At 65.7% G+C, this 17,871-nt stretch carries 15 protein-coding genes; 11 read left to right on the top strand and 4 right to left on the bottom strand.

The genetic code is table 11. From position 1 onward, the window contains the following. Positions 1-232 precede the first annotated feature (232 nt). The 8 genes from ACSQ3P_RS17285 (at position 233) to ACSQ3P_RS17250 (ending at position 7,085) form a co-directional block, all read left to right on the top strand. Positions 233-1,204, top strand: coding sequence for an alpha/beta hydrolase (locus ACSQ3P_RS17285; protein ID WP_436166742.1), 972 nt, complete (start codon positions 233-235; stop codon positions 1,202-1,204). Positions 1,205-1,236: 32 nt separating this feature from the next. Next, positions 1,237-2,274 carry a DUF3616 domain-containing protein gene (locus ACSQ3P_RS17280; RefSeq protein ID WP_436166741.1) on the top strand — a complete coding sequence of 346 codons (1,038 nt, stop codon included), beginning with the start codon at positions 1,237-1,239 and terminating at the stop codon, positions 2,272-2,274. A gap of 28 nt (positions 2,275-2,302) precedes the next feature. Then, entirely contained in the window at positions 2,303-2,872 is a 570-nt protein-coding gene (locus ACSQ3P_RS17275; protein WP_436166740.1) for an NUDIX hydrolase, read from the top strand. Positions 2,873-3,049: 177 nt separating this feature from the next. After that, positions 3,050-3,952, top strand: coding sequence for a hypothetical protein (locus ACSQ3P_RS17270; RefSeq protein WP_436166739.1), 903 nt, complete (start codon positions 3,050-3,052; stop codon positions 3,950-3,952). 148 nt (positions 3,953-4,100) lie between these two features. Next, entirely contained in the window at positions 4,101-4,385 is a 285-nt protein-coding gene (locus ACSQ3P_RS17265) for a metal-sensing transcriptional repressor (RefSeq protein ID WP_436166738.1), read from the top strand. 32 nt (positions 4,386-4,417) lie between these two features. Continuing rightward, on the top strand, positions 4,418-5,530 hold the full coding sequence (locus ACSQ3P_RS17260; protein WP_436166737.1) for an S-(hydroxymethyl)glutathione dehydrogenase/class III alcohol dehydrogenase: 1,113 nt from the start codon (positions 4,418-4,420) through the stop codon (positions 5,528-5,530). Between the two features lie 238 nt (positions 5,531-5,768). Further along, complete coding sequence (fghA, locus tag ACSQ3P_RS17255) at positions 5,769-6,608, top strand: S-formylglutathione hydrolase (RefSeq protein ID WP_436166736.1); 840 nt, start codon at positions 5,769-5,771, stop codon at positions 6,606-6,608. Positions 6,609-6,683: 75 nt separating this feature from the next. After that, positions 6,684-7,085: a low affinity iron permease family protein gene (locus tag ACSQ3P_RS17250; protein ID WP_436166735.1), complete on the top strand. Its 402-nt coding sequence runs from the start codon at positions 6,684-6,686 to the stop codon at positions 7,083-7,085. Positions 7,086-7,273: 188 nt separating this feature from the next. On the opposite strand, the gene ACSQ3P_RS17245 is transcribed toward ACSQ3P_RS17250, so the two are convergent. Next, entirely contained in the window at positions 7,274-8,110 is an 837-nt protein-coding gene (locus tag ACSQ3P_RS17245) for an IclR family transcriptional regulator (RefSeq protein ID WP_436166734.1), read from the bottom strand. Positions 8,111-8,602: 492 nt separating this feature from the next. Between ACSQ3P_RS17245 and ACSQ3P_RS17240 the strand changes: the two genes are divergently transcribed. Further along, positions 8,603-9,895, top strand: coding sequence for an MFS transporter (locus ACSQ3P_RS17240; RefSeq protein ID WP_310147640.1), 1,293 nt, complete (start codon positions 8,603-8,605; stop codon positions 9,893-9,895). A gap of 110 nt (positions 9,896-10,005) precedes the next feature. Continuing rightward, a complete protein-coding gene (locus tag ACSQ3P_RS17235) occupies positions 10,006-12,015 on the top strand; it encodes a hypothetical protein (protein ID WP_436166733.1) in 2,010 nt (669 codons plus the stop codon). A gap of 216 nt (positions 12,016-12,231) precedes the next feature. On the opposite strand, the gene ACSQ3P_RS17230 is transcribed toward ACSQ3P_RS17235, so the two are convergent. Further along, on the bottom strand, positions 12,232-12,999 hold the full coding sequence (locus tag ACSQ3P_RS17230; protein WP_069692944.1) for an SDR family NAD(P)-dependent oxidoreductase: 768 nt from the start codon (positions 12,997-12,999) through the stop codon (positions 12,232-12,234). Between the two features lie 141 nt (positions 13,000-13,140). Between ACSQ3P_RS17230 and ACSQ3P_RS17225 the strand changes: the two genes are divergently transcribed. Continuing rightward, positions 13,141-14,178 (top strand): L-idonate 5-dehydrogenase, encoded by a 1,038-nt coding sequence (locus tag ACSQ3P_RS17225; RefSeq protein WP_436166732.1) that lies wholly within the window; start codon positions 13,141-13,143, stop codon positions 14,176-14,178. Here ACSQ3P_RS17225 and ACSQ3P_RS17220 read toward each other — a convergent pair whose 3' ends face one another. After that, a complete protein-coding gene (locus tag ACSQ3P_RS17220; protein WP_436166731.1) occupies positions 14,179-15,948 on the bottom strand; it encodes a sensor domain-containing diguanylate cyclase in 1,770 nt (589 codons plus the stop codon). Positions 15,949-16,166: 218 nt separating this feature from the next. After that, positions 16,167-17,840, bottom strand: coding sequence for a formate--tetrahydrofolate ligase (locus ACSQ3P_RS17215; protein ID WP_436166730.1), 1,674 nt, complete (start codon positions 17,838-17,840; stop codon positions 16,167-16,169). Positions 17,841-17,871: the final 31 nt, after the last annotated feature.

Genomic DNA, 17,871 nt, shown 5'->3' with positions numbered 1-17,871 from the left:
TCGGCGCAGCCGAGACGGATGAGGGGGCGCTGTGAGCTCACCGCCTGGCCTGAAAACGTGGCGCCAACCGGACAGGGCACGGCGCCCCCTCATCCGGCGCTGCGCGTCGCAGCTTCCCTCCGCCCTCTCGATCTCGCATTGGTGATCGCAAGCCATGCAGCTTCGCTTGTCGCCCCCGCCTCCCCCCTCCTACTCTGACCGAAACCAAGATCAGGCTCCGGGAGGGTCGCATATGCTTCACCGTCGCACGCTGCTTCAGGGGGCGGCCCTTGGCGGTCTGGCCTCGTCGCTCGACAGCCAGGGCGCAAACGCCGAGGAAGCCGCGATCTGGAGCGCTGAATACAGCGCCACGAAGGCGCCCGGCGTGGAGCTTGCGATCTATCGCAAGCGCGTCGGGCCGCCGGGCGGCAAGCCATTGCCGGTGCTGTTCTTCGTGCATGGCTCCTCGGCTTCGGGCCGGCCGACATACGACCTGACCATTCCTGGGCGCGACGACATCTCGCTGATGAATGTCGCGGCGCGCTGGGGCTATGATGTCTGGACCATGGACCATGAGGGCTATGGCAAATCCACGCGCACCTCCGGCAATTCCGACATCGCCAGCGGCGTCGCGGATCTGACCGTCGCAGGCGACCTCGTGCGCCGCGAGACCGGCCAGGAACGCATGCATATGATGGGCGAAAGCTCGGGCGCGCTGCGCGTCGGCGCCTATGCGATGGCGCGGCCGGACCGCGTCGGGCGGCTGGTGCTGCAGGCCTTCACCTATACCGGCCAAGGCTCGGGCACGCTCAGCAAGCGGGCCGAGCAGGCTGAGTATTTCCGCACCCATAACCGCCGGCCGCGCGATGCCGGCATGCTGGGCAGCATCTTCACCCGCGACAAGCCCGACACCACCGACCAGGACGTGATCGACGCCTTCATCAAGGCCGAACTGCCCTTCGGCGACAGCGTGCCCGCCGGCACCTATCTCGACATGACGGTCAATCTGCCGGTGGTTCATCCCGACCGCGTCACCGCGCCGGTCCTGATGATCAGCGGACAATATGACGGCATCGCCTCGATGGACGACATCTGCGACTTCTTCAAAAAACTGCCCAATGGCGACAAGCAGCTCACCATCATTCCAGGCGCGGCGCATACGCTGGTCTCGAGCAAGCAGCGCTTCGCCTTCTGGCGCGTGATGAAATCCTGGCTGGAGGGCTAGAGGCTGTTATGAACCCCGGGGGGAAACGGATCATGCGGCGTCTGCGGCTCTGCGCCCTGCTCGCGGGCGCCCTGCTTGCAACCTTGCCTGCCCTGGCCGACACGCTGCAGCCATTGCGTCGCATCGAGGCCACGGGCGACTTCGCCAGCAAGAAGCCCGGCAAGGCCGCCCATGACGTCAGCGGCATGGCCTGCATGCCGGCGCGCGAGGGCAAGCAGCGCTGCCTGCTGATCAACGACGAGAACACGGCCGCGCAATTCGCGACGCTCAATGACGGCGCCCTCGCACCCGGCGAGAGCGTGCCGCTGCTTGGCGACGGGCCATCGCCAGCGACACTCGGCGCTCCACCAGCGGTAGCCTGTCCCGAGCAGGGCAAGTTCCGCGATCTCGACGGCGAGAGCGTCGCGTTTTCCGCACCCTATTTCTATGTCGCCGGCTCGCATGGCTGCTCGCGCCATTCCGGCCAGTTCCGGCTTTCGGCCTTCCACCTCGCCCGCATCAGGGTCGACGCCAATGGCCGGGCCGAGAGCGCGCCCGAATTGACCTATCGCCTGAGCGACCTGCTGCGCCGGGCAGGCTCCGCCGGCGGCTTCTTCGGCCGGGATCTGATGAGCGCCAACGGCATGAATGTCGAGGCCATCGCCGTTGCCGGAGACCGGCTCTGGGCTGGCCTGCGCGCGCCCTCGCTCGACGGCAAGGCCTTCCTCGTCGGCGCGAGCCTCGCCGACCTGTTCGCGACCGGACACGAACCGGCGCGCGGCGAGCCCAGGCTTGTTGCGGTCCCGCTCGGAGGCCAGCGCGGCTTTCGCGATCTCGCAGCCCTTGGGGATGGCCGGCTGCTGGCTCTGGTCGGCCCGGCGCAGGAACAGGATCTGGACTATGCGGTGATGCTCATCGATCCGGCGCGGCCCGAGGCGGTACGGGAGCTGGGCAGGCTGCGCAGCCGCGACAGCGCCAAGGCCGAGGCGCTCGTCATCACCGGCGAGGACGCCGCCGGACTAACCGTCCTGATCGGCTATGACGGCCCCCGGAACGGCAAGTTCGAGGAATACCGCCTGCCCCCGCCCTGAACACCAGAGAATCGGCTAGACCGGGCGCATGACCGCTCTATCCTTCCTCGGCCGCCTGTCATCGATCGTCGCACGCTATCGCAGCGAGGTCGCCTCCCCGCGCGAGCATCTGGCGCTGCTGCGCTGGCAGATCGCGCGAGGCGATGCGCTCGACGAGCGCGCGACCATGCCCGGCCATCTTACCACCAGCGCGATCGTGCTCTCGCCCGACCACGCCCGGGTGCTGCTGATCGACCATGTCGTGATCGGCCGCTGGCTCCAGCCCGGCGGCCATTACGAGCCGGCCGAGGCCTTCCACCATTCAGCGGCGCGCGAGGCGATCGAGGAGACCGGCGTCCAGGGGCTGGCGCTGCATCCCTGGCACCAGGGCGGCGACCTGCCCTTCGCCATCGACAGCCATGATGTGCCCGGCAAGCCCGCCCGCGGCGAACCCGACCATGTCCATCACGACCTGCAATATCTCTTCCTCGCCGACCCGGCGCTGGCGCTCGTCGCACAGGTCGAGGAGGTCCATGCCGCAGCCTGGAAATCCGTGGCGGAACTGGCCGCGATCGCGCCGCGGGTCCATGCCCGGCTCGGCGATATGGCGCCGCGCTGACACAAGCCCATGTTGCCGCAGCGCAACATGCCGTCGCATTGCGCAACCCGGCCGCCGCCGGCTCTCGCGCAGCCTTTCCGGCTCAGGCATCCTGATTTCGCGAGATAATCGCGGAATCAGATGTTGCAAATCATTCGCATTTGCATAAGGGTCTCTCACCTCAACCGGAACCCGCCCATGTCGCTCAGATCCGTCGCTCTCGCCTTGCTCGGCTCGGCCGCTGCCGCAACCGTCTCCCCCGCCGCCGACCTGCCCTCGCGCAAGGGCGCGCCTACGGTTCCGGCCACCTTGTCCGCCTGCAGCGAGAGCGAGGGCATCCCGACCGACGCCTTCGGCTTCACCACCGGCTCGGATGTCGCGGATAAAGGCTCCTTCGGCCCGAGCCTGACCTATGGCGGTGGTTACGGCACGCGCAGCGGCACGCTCAACAGCCACAGCGCTCAGCTTCAGGGCTCCTACGGCCTGCTGCCCTGCCTTGAGGTCGGCCCCTATCTGCTCGGCGGCGTGACCAACGCGTCCTTCGGCGGCGTCAGCGCCGATGCGACGAGCTACGGCGCCGGCGTCGAGATGAAATACAAGCTGCTCGGTCGTGACCTGCACGGCATCGGCCTGACCGTGGTGATCGATCCCAGCGTCAACAGCACCGATCCCGACGGCGCCAGCCGCTTCACCGGCTACAACACCGGCATCCGGCTCTTCGCCGACAAGACGCTGATCCCGGGCAAGCTCTACGCCGCGCTCAATGTCTCGCACGACCTGACCTGGACGGGCCCCAGCCCCTATGGCCGCAGCTCGACGCTGACGCTCGGCGCCTCGCTCGCCTGGCAGGCCGTGGACGGCATCTATCTCAGCGGCGAAGTGCGCCATCAGCGCCGCTACAACGATCTCGGCTTCGGCACCGAGGCCGGTTACGCGACGTTCGCCGGCCCCGGCGTCTACTGGCAGGCGACCAAGCAGCTCGCGCTCTCGGCCGCCTACAACATCCAGGTCGCCGGCAAGGCCAAGGGCCAGCCCGGCGATCTCGACCTGACCAATTTCAGCCAGCATCTGGTCAAGGTGAAAGCGGCTTACAGCTTCTGAACGATCGAGCCATTTCCACGCATGTCCTGAACGGCGGCCGCGGCAACGCGGCCGCCGTTTTGATTCAAGTCCGCAGGAGCGGCATTGACAGGCTCGTCGGGGCCATATTAGCGTCCGGCCTCATACTCCGCCCCAGTATCCTGGTCGCATGCCGCATACACCTGAAGAGAAGAAGCGCGCCATCGCCCGGCTGCGCCGGATCAGAGGGCAGGCCGATGCGCTCGTCCTCGCGGTCGAGCGCGGCGATGCGTGCGGCGCGCTGCTCCAGCAGCTCTCGGCGCTGCGCGGCGCGGCGACCGGGCTGATGGCCGAGGTCCTCGAAAGCCATCTGCGCGAAACCATACTGGGAAGGACGAGCGGAAAGACCGCGCCGCAAGACGGCGAGGCGGAGATCACGCAGATCATGCGCGCCATCCGCCCCTACCTGAAATAACTGCAAAAACCGCAAAAAGAAGGACACACCCGATGAAGACACGCGCCGCCGTCGCCTGGGAAGCGGGCAAGCCGCTGACCATCGAGACCATCGAGATCGGCGGCCCCAAGGCCGGCGAAGTGCTGGTCGAGGTCATGGCGACGGGCATCTGCCACACCGACGCCTACACGCTGTCGGGCCTGGATTCCGAGGGCAAGTTCCCGGCGATCCTCGGCCATGAGGGCGCCGGCATCGTGCGCGAGATCGGCGCGGGCGTGACCTCGCTGAAGCCCGGCGACCATGTCATCCCGCTCTACACGCCGGAATGCCGCAGCTGTAAATCCTGCCTGTCGCGCCGGACCAATCTCTGCACCTCGATCCGCGCCACCCAGGGCCAAGGCGTGATGCCCGACGGCACGAGCCGCTTCTCCTGCGATGGCGGTGAGGTCTTCCACTACATGGGCTGTTCGACCTTCGCGAATTTCACCGTCCTGCCCGAGATTGCACTGGCGAAGGTCCGCGAGGACGCGCCTTTCGACAAGATCTGCTATATCGGCTGCGGCGTGACGACCGGCATCGGCGCGGTGATCTATACGGCGAAAGTCTGGCCGGGCGCGAATGTCGTGGTCTTCGGGCTGGGCGGCATCGGCCTCAATGTCATCCAGGGCGCGCGCATGGTCGGTGCCGACAAGATCATCGGCGTCGACATCAACCCGGCCAAGCAGGAGATGGCGAAGAAGTTCGGCATGACCGACTTCATCAACCCCAAGGAAGTCGGCAACGACAAGGTCGTGCAGGCGATCGTCGATCTCACCGGCGGCGGCGCGGATTTCTCCTTCGACGCCACCGGCAATACCAATGTGATGCGGCAGGCATTGGAGTGCTGCCATCGCGGCTGGGGCGAGTCGATCGTCATCGGCGTCGCCGAGGCCGGCAAGGAGATCGCCACGCGCCCGTTCCAGCTCGTCACCGGCCGTGTCTGGAAGGGCACGGCGTTCGGCGGCGCGCGCGGCCGCACCGATGTGCCGAAAATCGTCGACTGGTATATGGAGGGCAAGATCAACATCGACGACTTGATCACCCACAAGCTCAGCCTGGACGAGATCAACCACGGCTTCGACCTGATGCATGAAGGCAAGTCGATCAGATCGGTCGTGGTGTACTGAGCGGCCGTTCTTTAGCCGCATCCATGACGCACTGAACCATCGCGTCATTCCGGGGCAGCGCCCTCGGGTCCGACTTTTGGTCGGCCCAAGGATAAACTCCGCGCTGAACCCGGAACCCATGACTGGGTACGACCTCGGTAAGCCGATCGGGCACGGAACTCACCAGGTCGTGAGTTCCGGGCCCGGCCTCCGGCCGTCCGGAATGACAGGCGTCGTGCCACGCCCAAAGGGAAAGCCCATGGAACTCATCTCCTCCTCAAAGGCCTTCGGCGGCTCACAGCGTGTCTATCGCCATGACAGCGCGGTCTGCGCCTGCCCGATGACCTTCGCGATCTTCCTGCCGCAGCAGATCGAGGACGGGCCGGTGCCGGTGCTCTGGTATCTCTCGGGCCTGACCTGCTCGCACCAGAACGTCATGGACAAGGGCGAGTACCGCGCCGCCGCTGCAGCCAACGGCGTCGCCATCATCTGCCCCGACACCTCACCACGCGGCGAGGGCATTCCCGACGAGCCGGATAACTGGCAATTCGGCTCCGGTGCCGGCTTCTATCTCGATGCGACACAGGAGCCCTATGCGAAGAACTATCGCATGGAGAGCTATATCCGCGACGAATTGCCGGCACTGGTCTCCCAGCATTTTCCGCTCGACATGGGCCGCCAGGGCATCTTCGGCCATTCGATGGGTGGCCATGGCGCGATCACGCTCGCGCTCAAGAATCCGATGCGTTACACCTCCGTCTCGGCCTTCGCGCCGATCACCCAGCCTTCGACCGCCGGCTGGTCGCGGCCCGCCTTCGAGAAATATCTCGGGTCGGACGAGACGACATGGCGGCCTTACGACTCCACCGCATTGATCGCCGACGGGCACCGCCTCAAGGACCTTCTGGTCGATCAGGGCACCGCCGACGGCTTCCTGCAGGAGGGATTGCGGCCCTGGCTCCTGGAGCTTGCCTGCGTCCAGGCCGAGATCCCGCTCGAACTGACGATGCGCGAGGGCTACGACCACTCCTACAACTTCGTCTCGACCTTCATGGCCCAGCATATTGGCTGGCATGCGCGGCGCCTGCTGCCCGGCTGAGCCATTCGACGGCGGAACGGCGCCCCCCGGCATGCGTTGAATCTCCAGGCCGAAATCCGGCCCGAGGAAATCGCCATGCCGTCTCATGTCGCATTGCTGACCGATCGCTCGCTGTTCACCCGCCTGTCGCGGGCGACGGCACGTTGGGCGGGCAAGCCGCAGACCTTCGTCGTTGCCGTCGCGGTGATCGTCCTGTGGGGCCTATCGGGGCCCTTCTTCGGCTTCAACGACACCTGGCAATTGGTGATCAACACCTCGACGACCATCGTCACCTTCCTGATGGTCTTCATCATCCAGAACAGCCAGAATCGCGACAGCGCCGCCATGCAGATCAAGCTCGACGAATTGATCGTGCGGCTGGAGGGCGCGCGCGAGGAACTGCTCGATCTGGAAGAGCTCGACGAGGAGAAACTCGAGGCGATCCGCCAGGAATTCGAGTTGCGCGCCAGCAAGGCCCGTAACGGTAAGCCGGCCTGAAGCCGTCTCTAGATGTGGCAGATCGTCAGCCAACCCTTCCTCGCTCACCTCCTTTCCAAGCAGTCTTGGCGCCCGTCAAATTCTTGGCGCCCGTCAAATGCGGGGCAGCCGTTTCGCTGCACCGCAGCATCCCTTGGCGCCTGCGAGGCAAGTTTGTCACATGGCAAGACTGTCACGTAGCAAGACTGTCACATGGCGATCGTGCCGAGGCTGCGCGCGGGATAGCGCAGCGCCCTGTCGAACGGGTTGAGCCGGGCCGCAAGCGCTGCCGCTTCGACTCGCAGCATGGCGACGATGTTCGGCAGGCGCTCTTCGCGCAGCCGTTCCGCCAGCGTGCCGATGCTGAGCGCGGCGACGGCGCGGCCCTCGGGATCGAGGATCGGCACGGCGACGCCCGCCATGCCTGGGATCAGGCCCCTGTTGAGATTGACCCAACCCTGTGCCCGGGTCGTGTCGAGCGCGCTACGCAGCGCCGCCTCGTCGAGATAGCCGCGATCGAGCAGGCGGGGCATGTTGAAGCGGATCACCGCCTCGCGCTCAGCCTCGGGCAAATGCGCCAGCATGGCGAGGCTGCCCTGGCCGAGGCCGAGCGGTACCTTGCCGCCGATGTCGCCGGTGAAGGTGCGGATCGGGAAGGGTCCCTCGATCCGGTCCAGGCAGATCGCGTCATAGCCGTTACGCACCAGCAGGAAGACGGTGTCGCTCAAGGTCGCCGACAAGCGCAGCAACGCCGGGCGCGCCAGATCGCGCAGGCCTCCGGCCTGACCCGCCCGCGCCGCCAGCACGAAGAAGTCGAGCCCGAGCCGATAGCGCTTGCCGCCCGCTGCCTGCTCGACGAAACCCTCCGCCATCAGGTCGCGCAAGGCGCGATGAGCCGTCGGTTGGCCGCAGCCGGCCGTCAGGGCGATGTCTTTCAGACGCATGCCGGCAGCATCGCCCGCCGCGATGACGCGGAGCAGGGCCAGGGCCCGGCGCAAGCTAGATTGGGGTCCGGCAGTTTCAGCAATATCGACAACATCACTCATGAGATCACGATAAAATTCTATATAGCGAAATTATGACAATAAAAATTTTGTCATATGGAATTTATCGTTGACCCACCTCGATGGTGACGCTCACCTCACTGCACCGCAGTCCGGTGCGTCGATCCGAGATCGATCGCGTGCTTTCCGCTCGAGGTGTCGATGGGTTTTCCGACGCTGCCATCGCCGAGCCTTGTCGATGGTGACGCACGCGTCGCCTTTGGCCTCGACGTCTTTCCCGCCGGATCGGTATGAGGGGCGCGGAGATGCCGCTGCTCCATCGCCTCGCCCGCAAGGATCAAGCGGCACGACGCCTGGCCTGTTCCACGCCTTCCGCTTCGCCGGCGCGGGCTTCCAGATCGTGCCCGGCGTCGGCGAGGTCCTGGCCGAACTCATCCGCGACGGCGAAAGCCCAACGCCGATCGAGGCCTTCTCCATCAGTCGTTTTACTCGCGAGCCGCAGCGCGGTGTCCCTCCAGCAGGAAGACCAATGTCATGACCGATATCGCGCTCACGCCTCCCGTTGCCCTGACCCAGACCGAGCGTGACCGCGCGATCCGGCGCACTGTCCTCGCCGGCTCGATCGGGGCAGTGTTCGAATGGTACGACCTCGTCATCTACGCGATGTTCGTGCCGGTCTTCGCCAAGCTGTTCTTCCCGACTGCCGACCCGACGGTGGGCATCCTGCTCGGGCTGGGCACCTTCGCCTCGGCCTGGCTGGTGCGCCCGCTCGGGGCCATGGTTATCGGCGCCTATGCCGACAAGGCGGGCCGCAAGCCCGCCATGGTGCTCTCGGCCCTGCTGATGATGGTCGGCACGGGCGTGACCGCGATCCTCCCGACCTACGCCACCATTGGCCTGGCCGCTCCGGTTCTGCTGATCCTGGCGCGGATGGTGCAGGGCTTCTCGGCTGGCGGCGAGTTCGGCAGCGTAACCGCGCTGATGGCCGAGCAGGACCCCAAGCGAGCCGGCTTCTATGCCTCGATCCAGTGGGCTTGTTCGGGCTTCTCGGTGCTTCTGGCCTCGCTTTCGGCGTACGCGGTCAACACGCTTCTGACACCCGAGCAGGTGCTGGCCTGGGGTTGGCGCATCCCGTTCATCTTCGGCGTGATGATCGGCCCGGTCGCCTGGTACATCCGCAAGCGCGCGCAGGAGAGCCCGCTCTTCGCCACGACCGAGCACGCCAAGAATCCGCTGCGGGAGATCGCCGCTCATGACAAGCGCATCGTGCTGATCGGCGCGGGCGTGGTCGCGGCCGGAGCCGCCGGCAGCTTCATGAACCAGTACATGCCGACCTTCGCCATCACCACGCTGAAGCTCACGACGGAGCAGGCGCTGATCGGCACGATGGTCGCAGGCCTGATCAACACGGTCATGCCGGTGATGTTCGGACATCTCTCCGATAAGGTCGGCCGTATCCCTGTGATGCTGGTCTTCGCCGTCATCGGCCTGCTGATGACCTATCCGCTGTTCATCTGGCTGGTGCAGGAGCCGACGCTTGCCAAGCTCGTCACCATCCAGGCACTGCTCGCCTTCGTGATGTATTCCGGCTATTTCGCGACCGCGCCGGCCCTGCTCTCGGACCTCTTCCAGGTCCGGCGGCGGACGACGGGCATTTCGTTGAGCTATGTGCTGGGCCAGCTTCTGTTCGGCGGCGTCACGCCGCTGGTCGCTGCCGCGCTCGTCGCCCAGACCGGCGACCGCACCAGCCCCGGCATCTATCTGACGGCGATCATCATGCTGAGCATCATCAGCCTGTGGTTCTGCCGCCGGCTCGGCGTACGCTAGATCTCGAGCTGTTGAACGATCCAATGGATCGGAAACGCTCTGGACGAGAGCACCGCCGTCTCGCTATCCTCACATCATAGCGAGACGGCGCCTCAGTGCGGAGAGAGCGGATGCGCTGGTCGGCTGGCCCTTGGATCGCCCTCGCCTCGCTCATTCCGGCAATGGCGACGATCGAACTATCGGCGCAGCAGCCTCCCAATCGCCGGCCTGTGCTGACCGACATCCAGGACGTCGCGACCTTACGGCAGATCGAAGCAGGGGGCTTTTCTCTCGGTGCGATCCTCGGACAGGCGCAGGCCTCCTCGACCGCCGATCTCACGCGCACCAGCGCAGCCTTCCGCGTCATCGCGAGCCATGTCCGCGATGACGTCTCGGGCCTGCGCGCCGAGATGGCCGTCAATGGACGCAAGCTGTTCGAAGTCACCGATGGCAATGTCGGCCGCATCATCGATCTCGGCTGGCTGAATTCGCCGATCGCGCAGTTTCGGCTGAGCGCCATCGTCAACCGGCTCGACCGGCGCGATTTCGCCAGCCTGGGCGGCGAGACCGGCTGCGGCGAGGTTCGCCTGATCTATCGCCTCGCCTACGCGTTCCAGGATCCGAAGCTGAGGCGCCAGCTCGCCTCGCGCCTGCCTTTCACGCTGAACGCCGTCTTCACGGCCGCGGCTTTGCCCGGCGAGACCTGCAACGATACGGCCGCGTTCTGGCTGTCCCAGCAGACGAGCGCGACGGCTGCCGTCAGCGCCAAGGCGATCATCGACGGGCCACTCGCACGGGCCCGGCTGAACCTGAAGCAGGTCGAGATCAATGCGCAGATCGTGCGCTTTCCCTCCGGCATGGAAACGCAGTTCGGTGGGCAGGCCGCCTATCTGCTGCGGGTCTTCGCAGCCTCGAAACAGGACGGCGCGCCGACGCTTTCGCCCAAGCCGCTGGAGAACACGCCCGACATTGCCCGCCTGAAGGCCGATGCAGCTCTGCGCAAGGACCTCGTCGACTATGTCCGCGACCATGTTCCGGCGATCGACCAGGGCGTCTACCTGCTGCCGACGCGCTTTCTGGCGACGAAGGCGATCTCGTACTCGACCTTCGGCAGTGCCCGCCTCGCCAACCATCCCTTCACCGAAATCCTGCCGGCCAGCGCGCTGGCCAGCCTGGATCTGGGCGCGACGCGCCTGGTCCGCACGGCACGTGGCGTCATCGAGCGCTTGGACAACGGCACCTGCATGGGCTGCCACCAGGCCAATGCGACAGCCGGCTTCCATATGTTCGGGCTCGACGACGCCAGCACATCGCCATTGAACCGGATCAAGACCGGCGTCTCCCCGCATTTCCACGCCGAGACCAGCCGCCGCGCGGCCTATATCGAGGCGATGGCGGCAGGCCGCGAACCCGACCGCTATCGCCCGCTCTCCTTCGCGCCACCTGCCAGCTGGCAGCCCGGCAAGCCGCTCAGCTATCGCGCTGCAGGGCTGACGATGCCGTGCCTCACCGATGCAGCCCGCTCGAGCTTCGGCGAGAGCTGGACCTGCGGCAGCGGCTCGACCTGCAAGGCGATCATCGCCAACCCCTCTGTCGGCACCGAGCTCGGGCAATGCCTGAAGCTGGAGGAAGCCCGGAATTTTTCAGGCCAGCCCTGCCTCTCCGGCGCGATCACGACGGTCACCGGCAAGCCCTATCTCGACACCTACAAGCTGACCGGGCAGTTCGGCGCCTTCGCCAAGAGCTTCTCGCAAGACAGCTTCAATTGCCGGCCGGCCAAGATCGGCGTGCCCGGCGGCATGGCCTATCGCCAATGCAACGCCGCCGACAAGAATTTCGCCGGCTTTGCGGGCGGCAAGACGCCCGACGAGATTTGCGGCCTCGCTGGCGGCAAGGCCTTCGACGATTGCGTCGCGACCAATAATTTCGACGCTTGCCTCGCCAAATCCGTCACGCGCGGCAATCGCGGCACCTGCAGCGCCACAAGCTTCTGCCGTGAGGATTACATGTGCCAGGCAATGCCCGACGACGTGCCCGGCGCGGCCGATCTGGTCAAGGATTACGGCTTCTGTTCGCCGACCTATTTCCTCTTCCAGATGCGCATCGACGGGCACCCGGATCCGCAGGGGAAGCGCAACTGAATGTCATCGTTGGCCTCGGAACCACTGCGTCATCCTGGGCGCCCGCAGGGCGTCCCGGGATCCATCGTAGAGCCAAGCCCGTCAAAGGATTGGCCCTTCGATGGATCCCGGAGCCGGAGCCGCGCCGCGGAGCCTGTCCTCGGGCCGGCCGAAGGCCGGACCCGGGGCCGGCTTGTCCAGGATGACGGCGAAGGTCCGAGTTAGGACTGCTTGCCCTCACACCACCGCGGTCAGCCCGCCATCGACCATCAAGAGATGGCCGTTGACATAGTCCGATGCCGCCGAGGACAGGAAGATCGCGGCGCCCACCAACTCCTTCGTCTCGCCCCAGCGACCGGCCGGCGTGCGGCTGCTGACCCAGGCTGAGAATGCCTCGTCGGCGATCAGCGCCTTGTTGATCTCGGTGGTGAAATAGCCCGGCCCGATCGCGTTGGCCTGGATGTTGTGCTTGCCGAGCTCGGCGGCCAGGCCCCGCGTCATCATCTTCACCGCGCCCTTGGAGGCGGTGTAGGGGACGATCGTGGCGCGGCCGAGCTCGCTCATCACCGAGCCGATGCTGATGACCTTGCCGCGCTTGCGCGGCACCATGCGCTTGGTCACGGCTTGCGTGACGTAGAACACCGAATGCAGGTTCGTTGCCATGACCTCGTGCCAGCCCTCGACCGGGAACTCGGTGAAAGGCGCGCGCTTCTGCATGCCCGCATTGTTGATCAGGATGTCGATCGGCCCGATCTCGGCCTCGATCGTCGCGACGCCGGCCTCGACAGCCGCCTGATCCGTGACGTCGAAGGGAGCGACCGAGACCTTGCGGCCGGCAGCCGAGATCGTCTTCGCCGCCGCTTCCAGCTTGGCCTTGTCGCGGCCATTGAGCACGACATGAGCACCGGCTTCCGACAAACCTTCGGCAAGCGCCAGTCCGATGCCCTGGCCGGAGCCGGTGATCAGGGCGATCTTGCCTGCGAGGCTGAACAGAGAAAGCGACATCGGTGGATCTCCGGTTACGGCGCGTCTGACCCGCGCAGTTTGCGTTTGCCTGCGCAGGCCCGATTTCGGTAAGCATCTTTCAATCGATTAGACAATCGCAAGCTGGCCCAAGATAGCCAACTCTTGCACCGGGAGAACGCCATGCGCGCCGTCGTCATCCATGCCGAGAAGGATCTGCGCGTCGAGGAGACGACCGCCCCTGAGCTCGGGCCGCTCGATGTCCGCGTACGCATCGAGGCCGGCGGCATCTGCGGCTCCGACCTGCATTATTACCTGCATGGCGGCTTCGGCACGATCCGCGTCAAGGAGCCGATGATCCTCGGCCATGAGATCGCCGGCACGGTCGAGACCGTGGGCGGCGAGGTTTCGCGCGTCAAGCCCGGCGACCGCGTCGCGGTCAATCCCAGCCGCGCCTGCGGGCGTTGCCGTTATTGCCAGATGGGCCAGCAGCAGCACTGCACCGACATGCTGTTCTACGGCTCGGCGATGCGCTTTCCCCATGTCCAGGGCGGTTTCCGCGACATTCTCGTCGTCGAAGAGCGCCAGGCGGTAAAGGTCGCGCCCGGCGTCAGCGCGGCAATGGCCGCCTTCGCCGAGCCGCTTTCGGTCTGCCTGCATGCCGCCAAGCGCGCCGGCCCGCTGCTTGGCAAGCGCGTGCTGGTGACGGGTTCGGGCCCGATCGGCGTCCTGGCGGTGGTGGCGGCCAAGGCAGCTGGAGCCTCCGAGATCGTCGCGACCGACGTGGTCGATGGCCCCTTGCCGACGGCGCTGAAGATGGGTGCGACCGCCGCGATCAACGTCATGGCCGAGCCGGAACGGTTGAAGGCGGAATATGGCGCGCAGAAGGGCGCCTTCGACGTGATGTTCGAGGCCTCAGGCAATCAGCACGCACTGACGGGAGCCTTCGATGTGGTGCGCTCGGGCGGCACCATCGTGCAGATCGGCGTCGGCAGCAATTTCACCCTGCCGATGAATGTGCTCGTCGCCAAGGAGTTCGACCTGCGTGGCTCCTTCCGCTTTCATGAGGAGTTCGACTGGGCAGTGGCGATGATCGGCTCAGGCAGCATCGATCTCTCGCCGCTGCTGACGGCCTCGATCCCGGTCGAGCGCGCGATCGAGGCTTTCGATCTCGCCGCCGACAAATCGAAGGCGATGAAGGTGCAGCTCGCCTTCGACTGATCAGCCAAGTCGCAGCGTGGGTTTTCCAGGCCGTCCATGGCGGCTCGCGTCGTAAATGGCGAAGCTGCCACGCCCGTTATGTTTTGCCGCGTAGAGGGCGGCATCGGCCTGCGCGGCCGCCGCCTGGAAACTCTGACTGGGAGAGACGAGGCAAGCTCCGACGCTGACGGTCATCGCGATCTCGGTCCCGTCAGCCAAGCGGACCGGCTCCCGCGCAACGACGCTCACCAGCTTCGACGCGACGCTCGACAATGAGCCGAGATCGCATTCCGCGATGAGCAGGAAGAACTCGTCCCCGCCCCAGCGCGCGCAGATATCGTAACTGCGCAGCACAGCCGATAACCTCCCGACGATCTCGAGGATCGCCTTGTCGCCTGCCTGATGGCCATGCTCGTCGTTGATCGACTTGAACAGATCCAGATCGACCAGCGCGAGACCCGATTGCCGCCCGGCCCTGCCTGCCCGATTCTGTTCGCGTGCGAAGGCATCCTCGAAGCCACGTCGGTTGAGCACGCCCGTCAGCGGATCGGCATGGGCCAGCCGCTCCAATGTCTCGGTGCGCTCGCGCACCATCGCCTCCAAGCGGTCGGTATTGTCAGCGACGGCCCGCGCCATCTCGTCGAGCGCGCGCGACAGGCGCCCGATCTCGTCTTGCGCATTGTCGGCCGCCACCGCTGTGAAAGCCCCGCCCCTGACGTTGTTGACCGAGGTCTCGACCCGCGCCAGCCGGTCGATCACGCTGCGTTTGAACAGATAGGTCATCAGCGCCGCCGCCACGAGCAGGATCACGGCCAACAGCATCGCGATCGGCGCGAAGAGGCGCCGGTCGATGATCGCATCGACATCCATCAGGGTGATGTTGAACCAGCCGAGACGGTCGAGATAGCCAACGCCAACCAGCGTCTTGTGCCCGCCCACACTCATGAAGCGCGACTGTACCAGCGCGTCCCCGCGCGAAACCTGCGCCATCATCAGCGACAGCGCGGCGCGATCCTCCTCGCCATCCAGCAGCAGGAACACCGTCTTCTTGGCCTTGAGGTCCTTGGTAAGACTGTGGAAGTCGACGAGGCGCGGGTCGCGATGCGCCTGCACCGCACCGTTGCGGTCGACGAACATGCTCTGCACGCCGGTCTGCGGGATATCGACGACCTCGCGGATGAACTGGCTCAGGTCCACTCCGGTCCCGATGATGCCGAGCACATGCTCACCCTGGCGGATGATACAGTTCATCCAGACCTTGGTGACTTGCAGATTATCGTCATGGTCGACATTGAGATGACAGCCGGAGCCAAGCGCCTCCGTCTTGTAGTACCAGCCGTCACGCGGGTTCTCGCGCGAGAGCGTGTAGCGCTTGCGGTCGTTCTGATAGGCGTTGTCCTTGTCGTTGAAGTAATAATTCCCCGACTTGCCGATCACCATGAAATAGCTCTTGTCCTTGAAGGACAGCCTGTAATGCTCGAGCTCGGCAAGGCCGCGCTGCGCCTTGGCCGGATCGTCCTCGTCCTGCGCCCATTCGAGGATCGCTGGAGAGCGCGCGACGGTTTCCGCCAGCGAGACCTCTCGCATCAGCGACTCCAGCCCGCGATAGCGATCGAACAGGATCTGCTTCTCGGCGAAAAGCGTGCCGAGCTTCACCACGGTGAGGTTGACGATCCAGGAAAAGGCGATCGCGGAGGGAACGGCGACAGCCAGCAGCGCCACCAAGGTCAGGACCAGGACCCGGCCCTTCAAGCTCGACAGGAAGAAGAGGCGGACACGATTGGCGTGCATCGTGAGCATAGTTCCCAGCTTGCCACCTGCTGCAGAAGCAAGACAACAGACCGAGCTGATTCGGCAACAATTCCACCCGTCATACCGGTATGACGTAAAGGCGCGGCCGATATCCGCTAGAGCATTTCCGCGTTTCTCTGAATCGCGGAAATGCTCTACCTCCTTGTTTTATCGCATTTTCTTCATGCGAACCGGTGTCCACTTCGCTCGAAAATGCTCTAGAACAACCCCTCGATCTGACCGTTCGCATCGATATGGATGCGCTCGGCCGCAGGCTCACGCGGCAGGCCGGGCATCGTCATGATGTCTCCGCAGATCGCGACGACGAAGCCTGCTCCGGCCGAGAGCCTGAGCTCGCGCACCGGCACCATATGGCCTGAGGGCGCGCCGCGCAGCGTCGGGTCGGCGGAGAAGGAGTATTGCGTCTTCGCCACGCAGACCGGCAGTGCCCCGTGCCCGGCGCCCTCCAGCTCGGCAAAGCGCGCGCGCACCTTGGCGTCGGCGACGAGCCCGGCGGCGCCATAAATCTCGCGCGCGACCGTCTCGAGCTTGTCCCAGAGCGGCATGACGTCGGGATAGAGCGGCGCGAAATCGGCCTCGCCACCCTCCGCCAGCGCCACGACCTTGCTCGCCAGCTCCTCGGTGCCGGCTCCACCCTCTGCCCAGTGGCGGCAGATCACCGCCTCGACGCCGAGATGGTTGCGGCAGAAGCTGCGGATCAGGTCATGCTCGGCCACCGTGTCGCTGGTGAAATGATTGATCGCCACGATCGGCGGCACACCGAATTTGCGGATGTTCTCGACATGCCGCGCCAGATTGGCCAGCCCCGCCTCCAGCGCCGCGAGATCCTCCCTGGCCAGGCTGTCCTTGGCCAGGCCGCCATGCATCTTCAAGGCGCGCACGGTCGCCACGACGACGGCAGCGGCAGGCTTGAGGCCGGCCTTGCGGCATTTGATGTCGAAGAACTTCTCGGCCCCGAGATCGGCGCCGAAGCCGGCTTCCGTCACGACATAATCGGCGAGCTTGAGCGCGGCCCGCGTTGCGATCACCGAATTGCAGCCATGGGCGATATTGGCAAAGGGGCCGCCATGGACGAAGGCCGGCGTGCCTTCCAGCGTCTGCACCAGATTGGGCATCACGGCGTCCTTGAGCAGCACGCTCATCGCGCCTGTCACCTTGAGCTCGGCCGCCGTGACCGGACGTTTGTCGCGCGTGCGGCCAATGACGATCCGGCCAAGACGCTCCTCCAGATCCGGCAGATCCTTCGCCAGGCAGAAGATCGCCATCACCTCTGAGGCGACGGTGATGTCGAAGCCGTCCTCGCGCGGAAAGCCGTTGCTGGCCCCGCCGAGCGAGGAGACTGTCGAGCGCAAGGCCCGATCGTTCATATCCATCACCCGCCGCCAGGCGATGTAGCGGGTGTCGAGCCCGAGCGCGTTGCCCCAATAGACATGGTTGTCGATCATCGCCGCGAGCAGGTTGTGCGCGCTGGTGATGGCGTGGAAATCGCCGGTGAAGTGCAGGTTGATCTGCTCCATCGGCACGACCTGGGCATAGCCGCCGCCAGCCGCGCCGCCTTTCACGCCGAAGCAGGGCCCCAGCGAAGGTTCACGCAGCGCGATCATGGTGTTCCGGCCGATGCGCGAAAGCCCGTCGCCGAGCCCCACCGTCGTCGTCGTCTTGCCCTCGCCCGCCGGCGTCGGGCTGATCGCCGTGACCAGGATCAGCTTGCCATCGGGCTTGCTCGCGAAATCGGGAATAGCCGATGTATCGACCTTGGCGATGAACTTGCCGTAAGGGTTGAGGGCCTCCTGGGGAATGCCGGCTCTGTCGGCGATGGCTGCGATCGGCTTCAGCGTCGCCGCGCGCGCAATTTCGATATCGGTCGGCATTCCATCCTCATGGGAGCGCGCCGGAGCCTGA

This window comes from Allobosea sp. LjRoot9 (assembly GCF_964252745.1).
Classification (GTDB): domain Bacteria; phylum Pseudomonadota; class Alphaproteobacteria; order Rhizobiales; family Beijerinckiaceae; genus Allobosea.
This window is presented reverse-complemented; position numbering and strand designations above follow the sequence as displayed.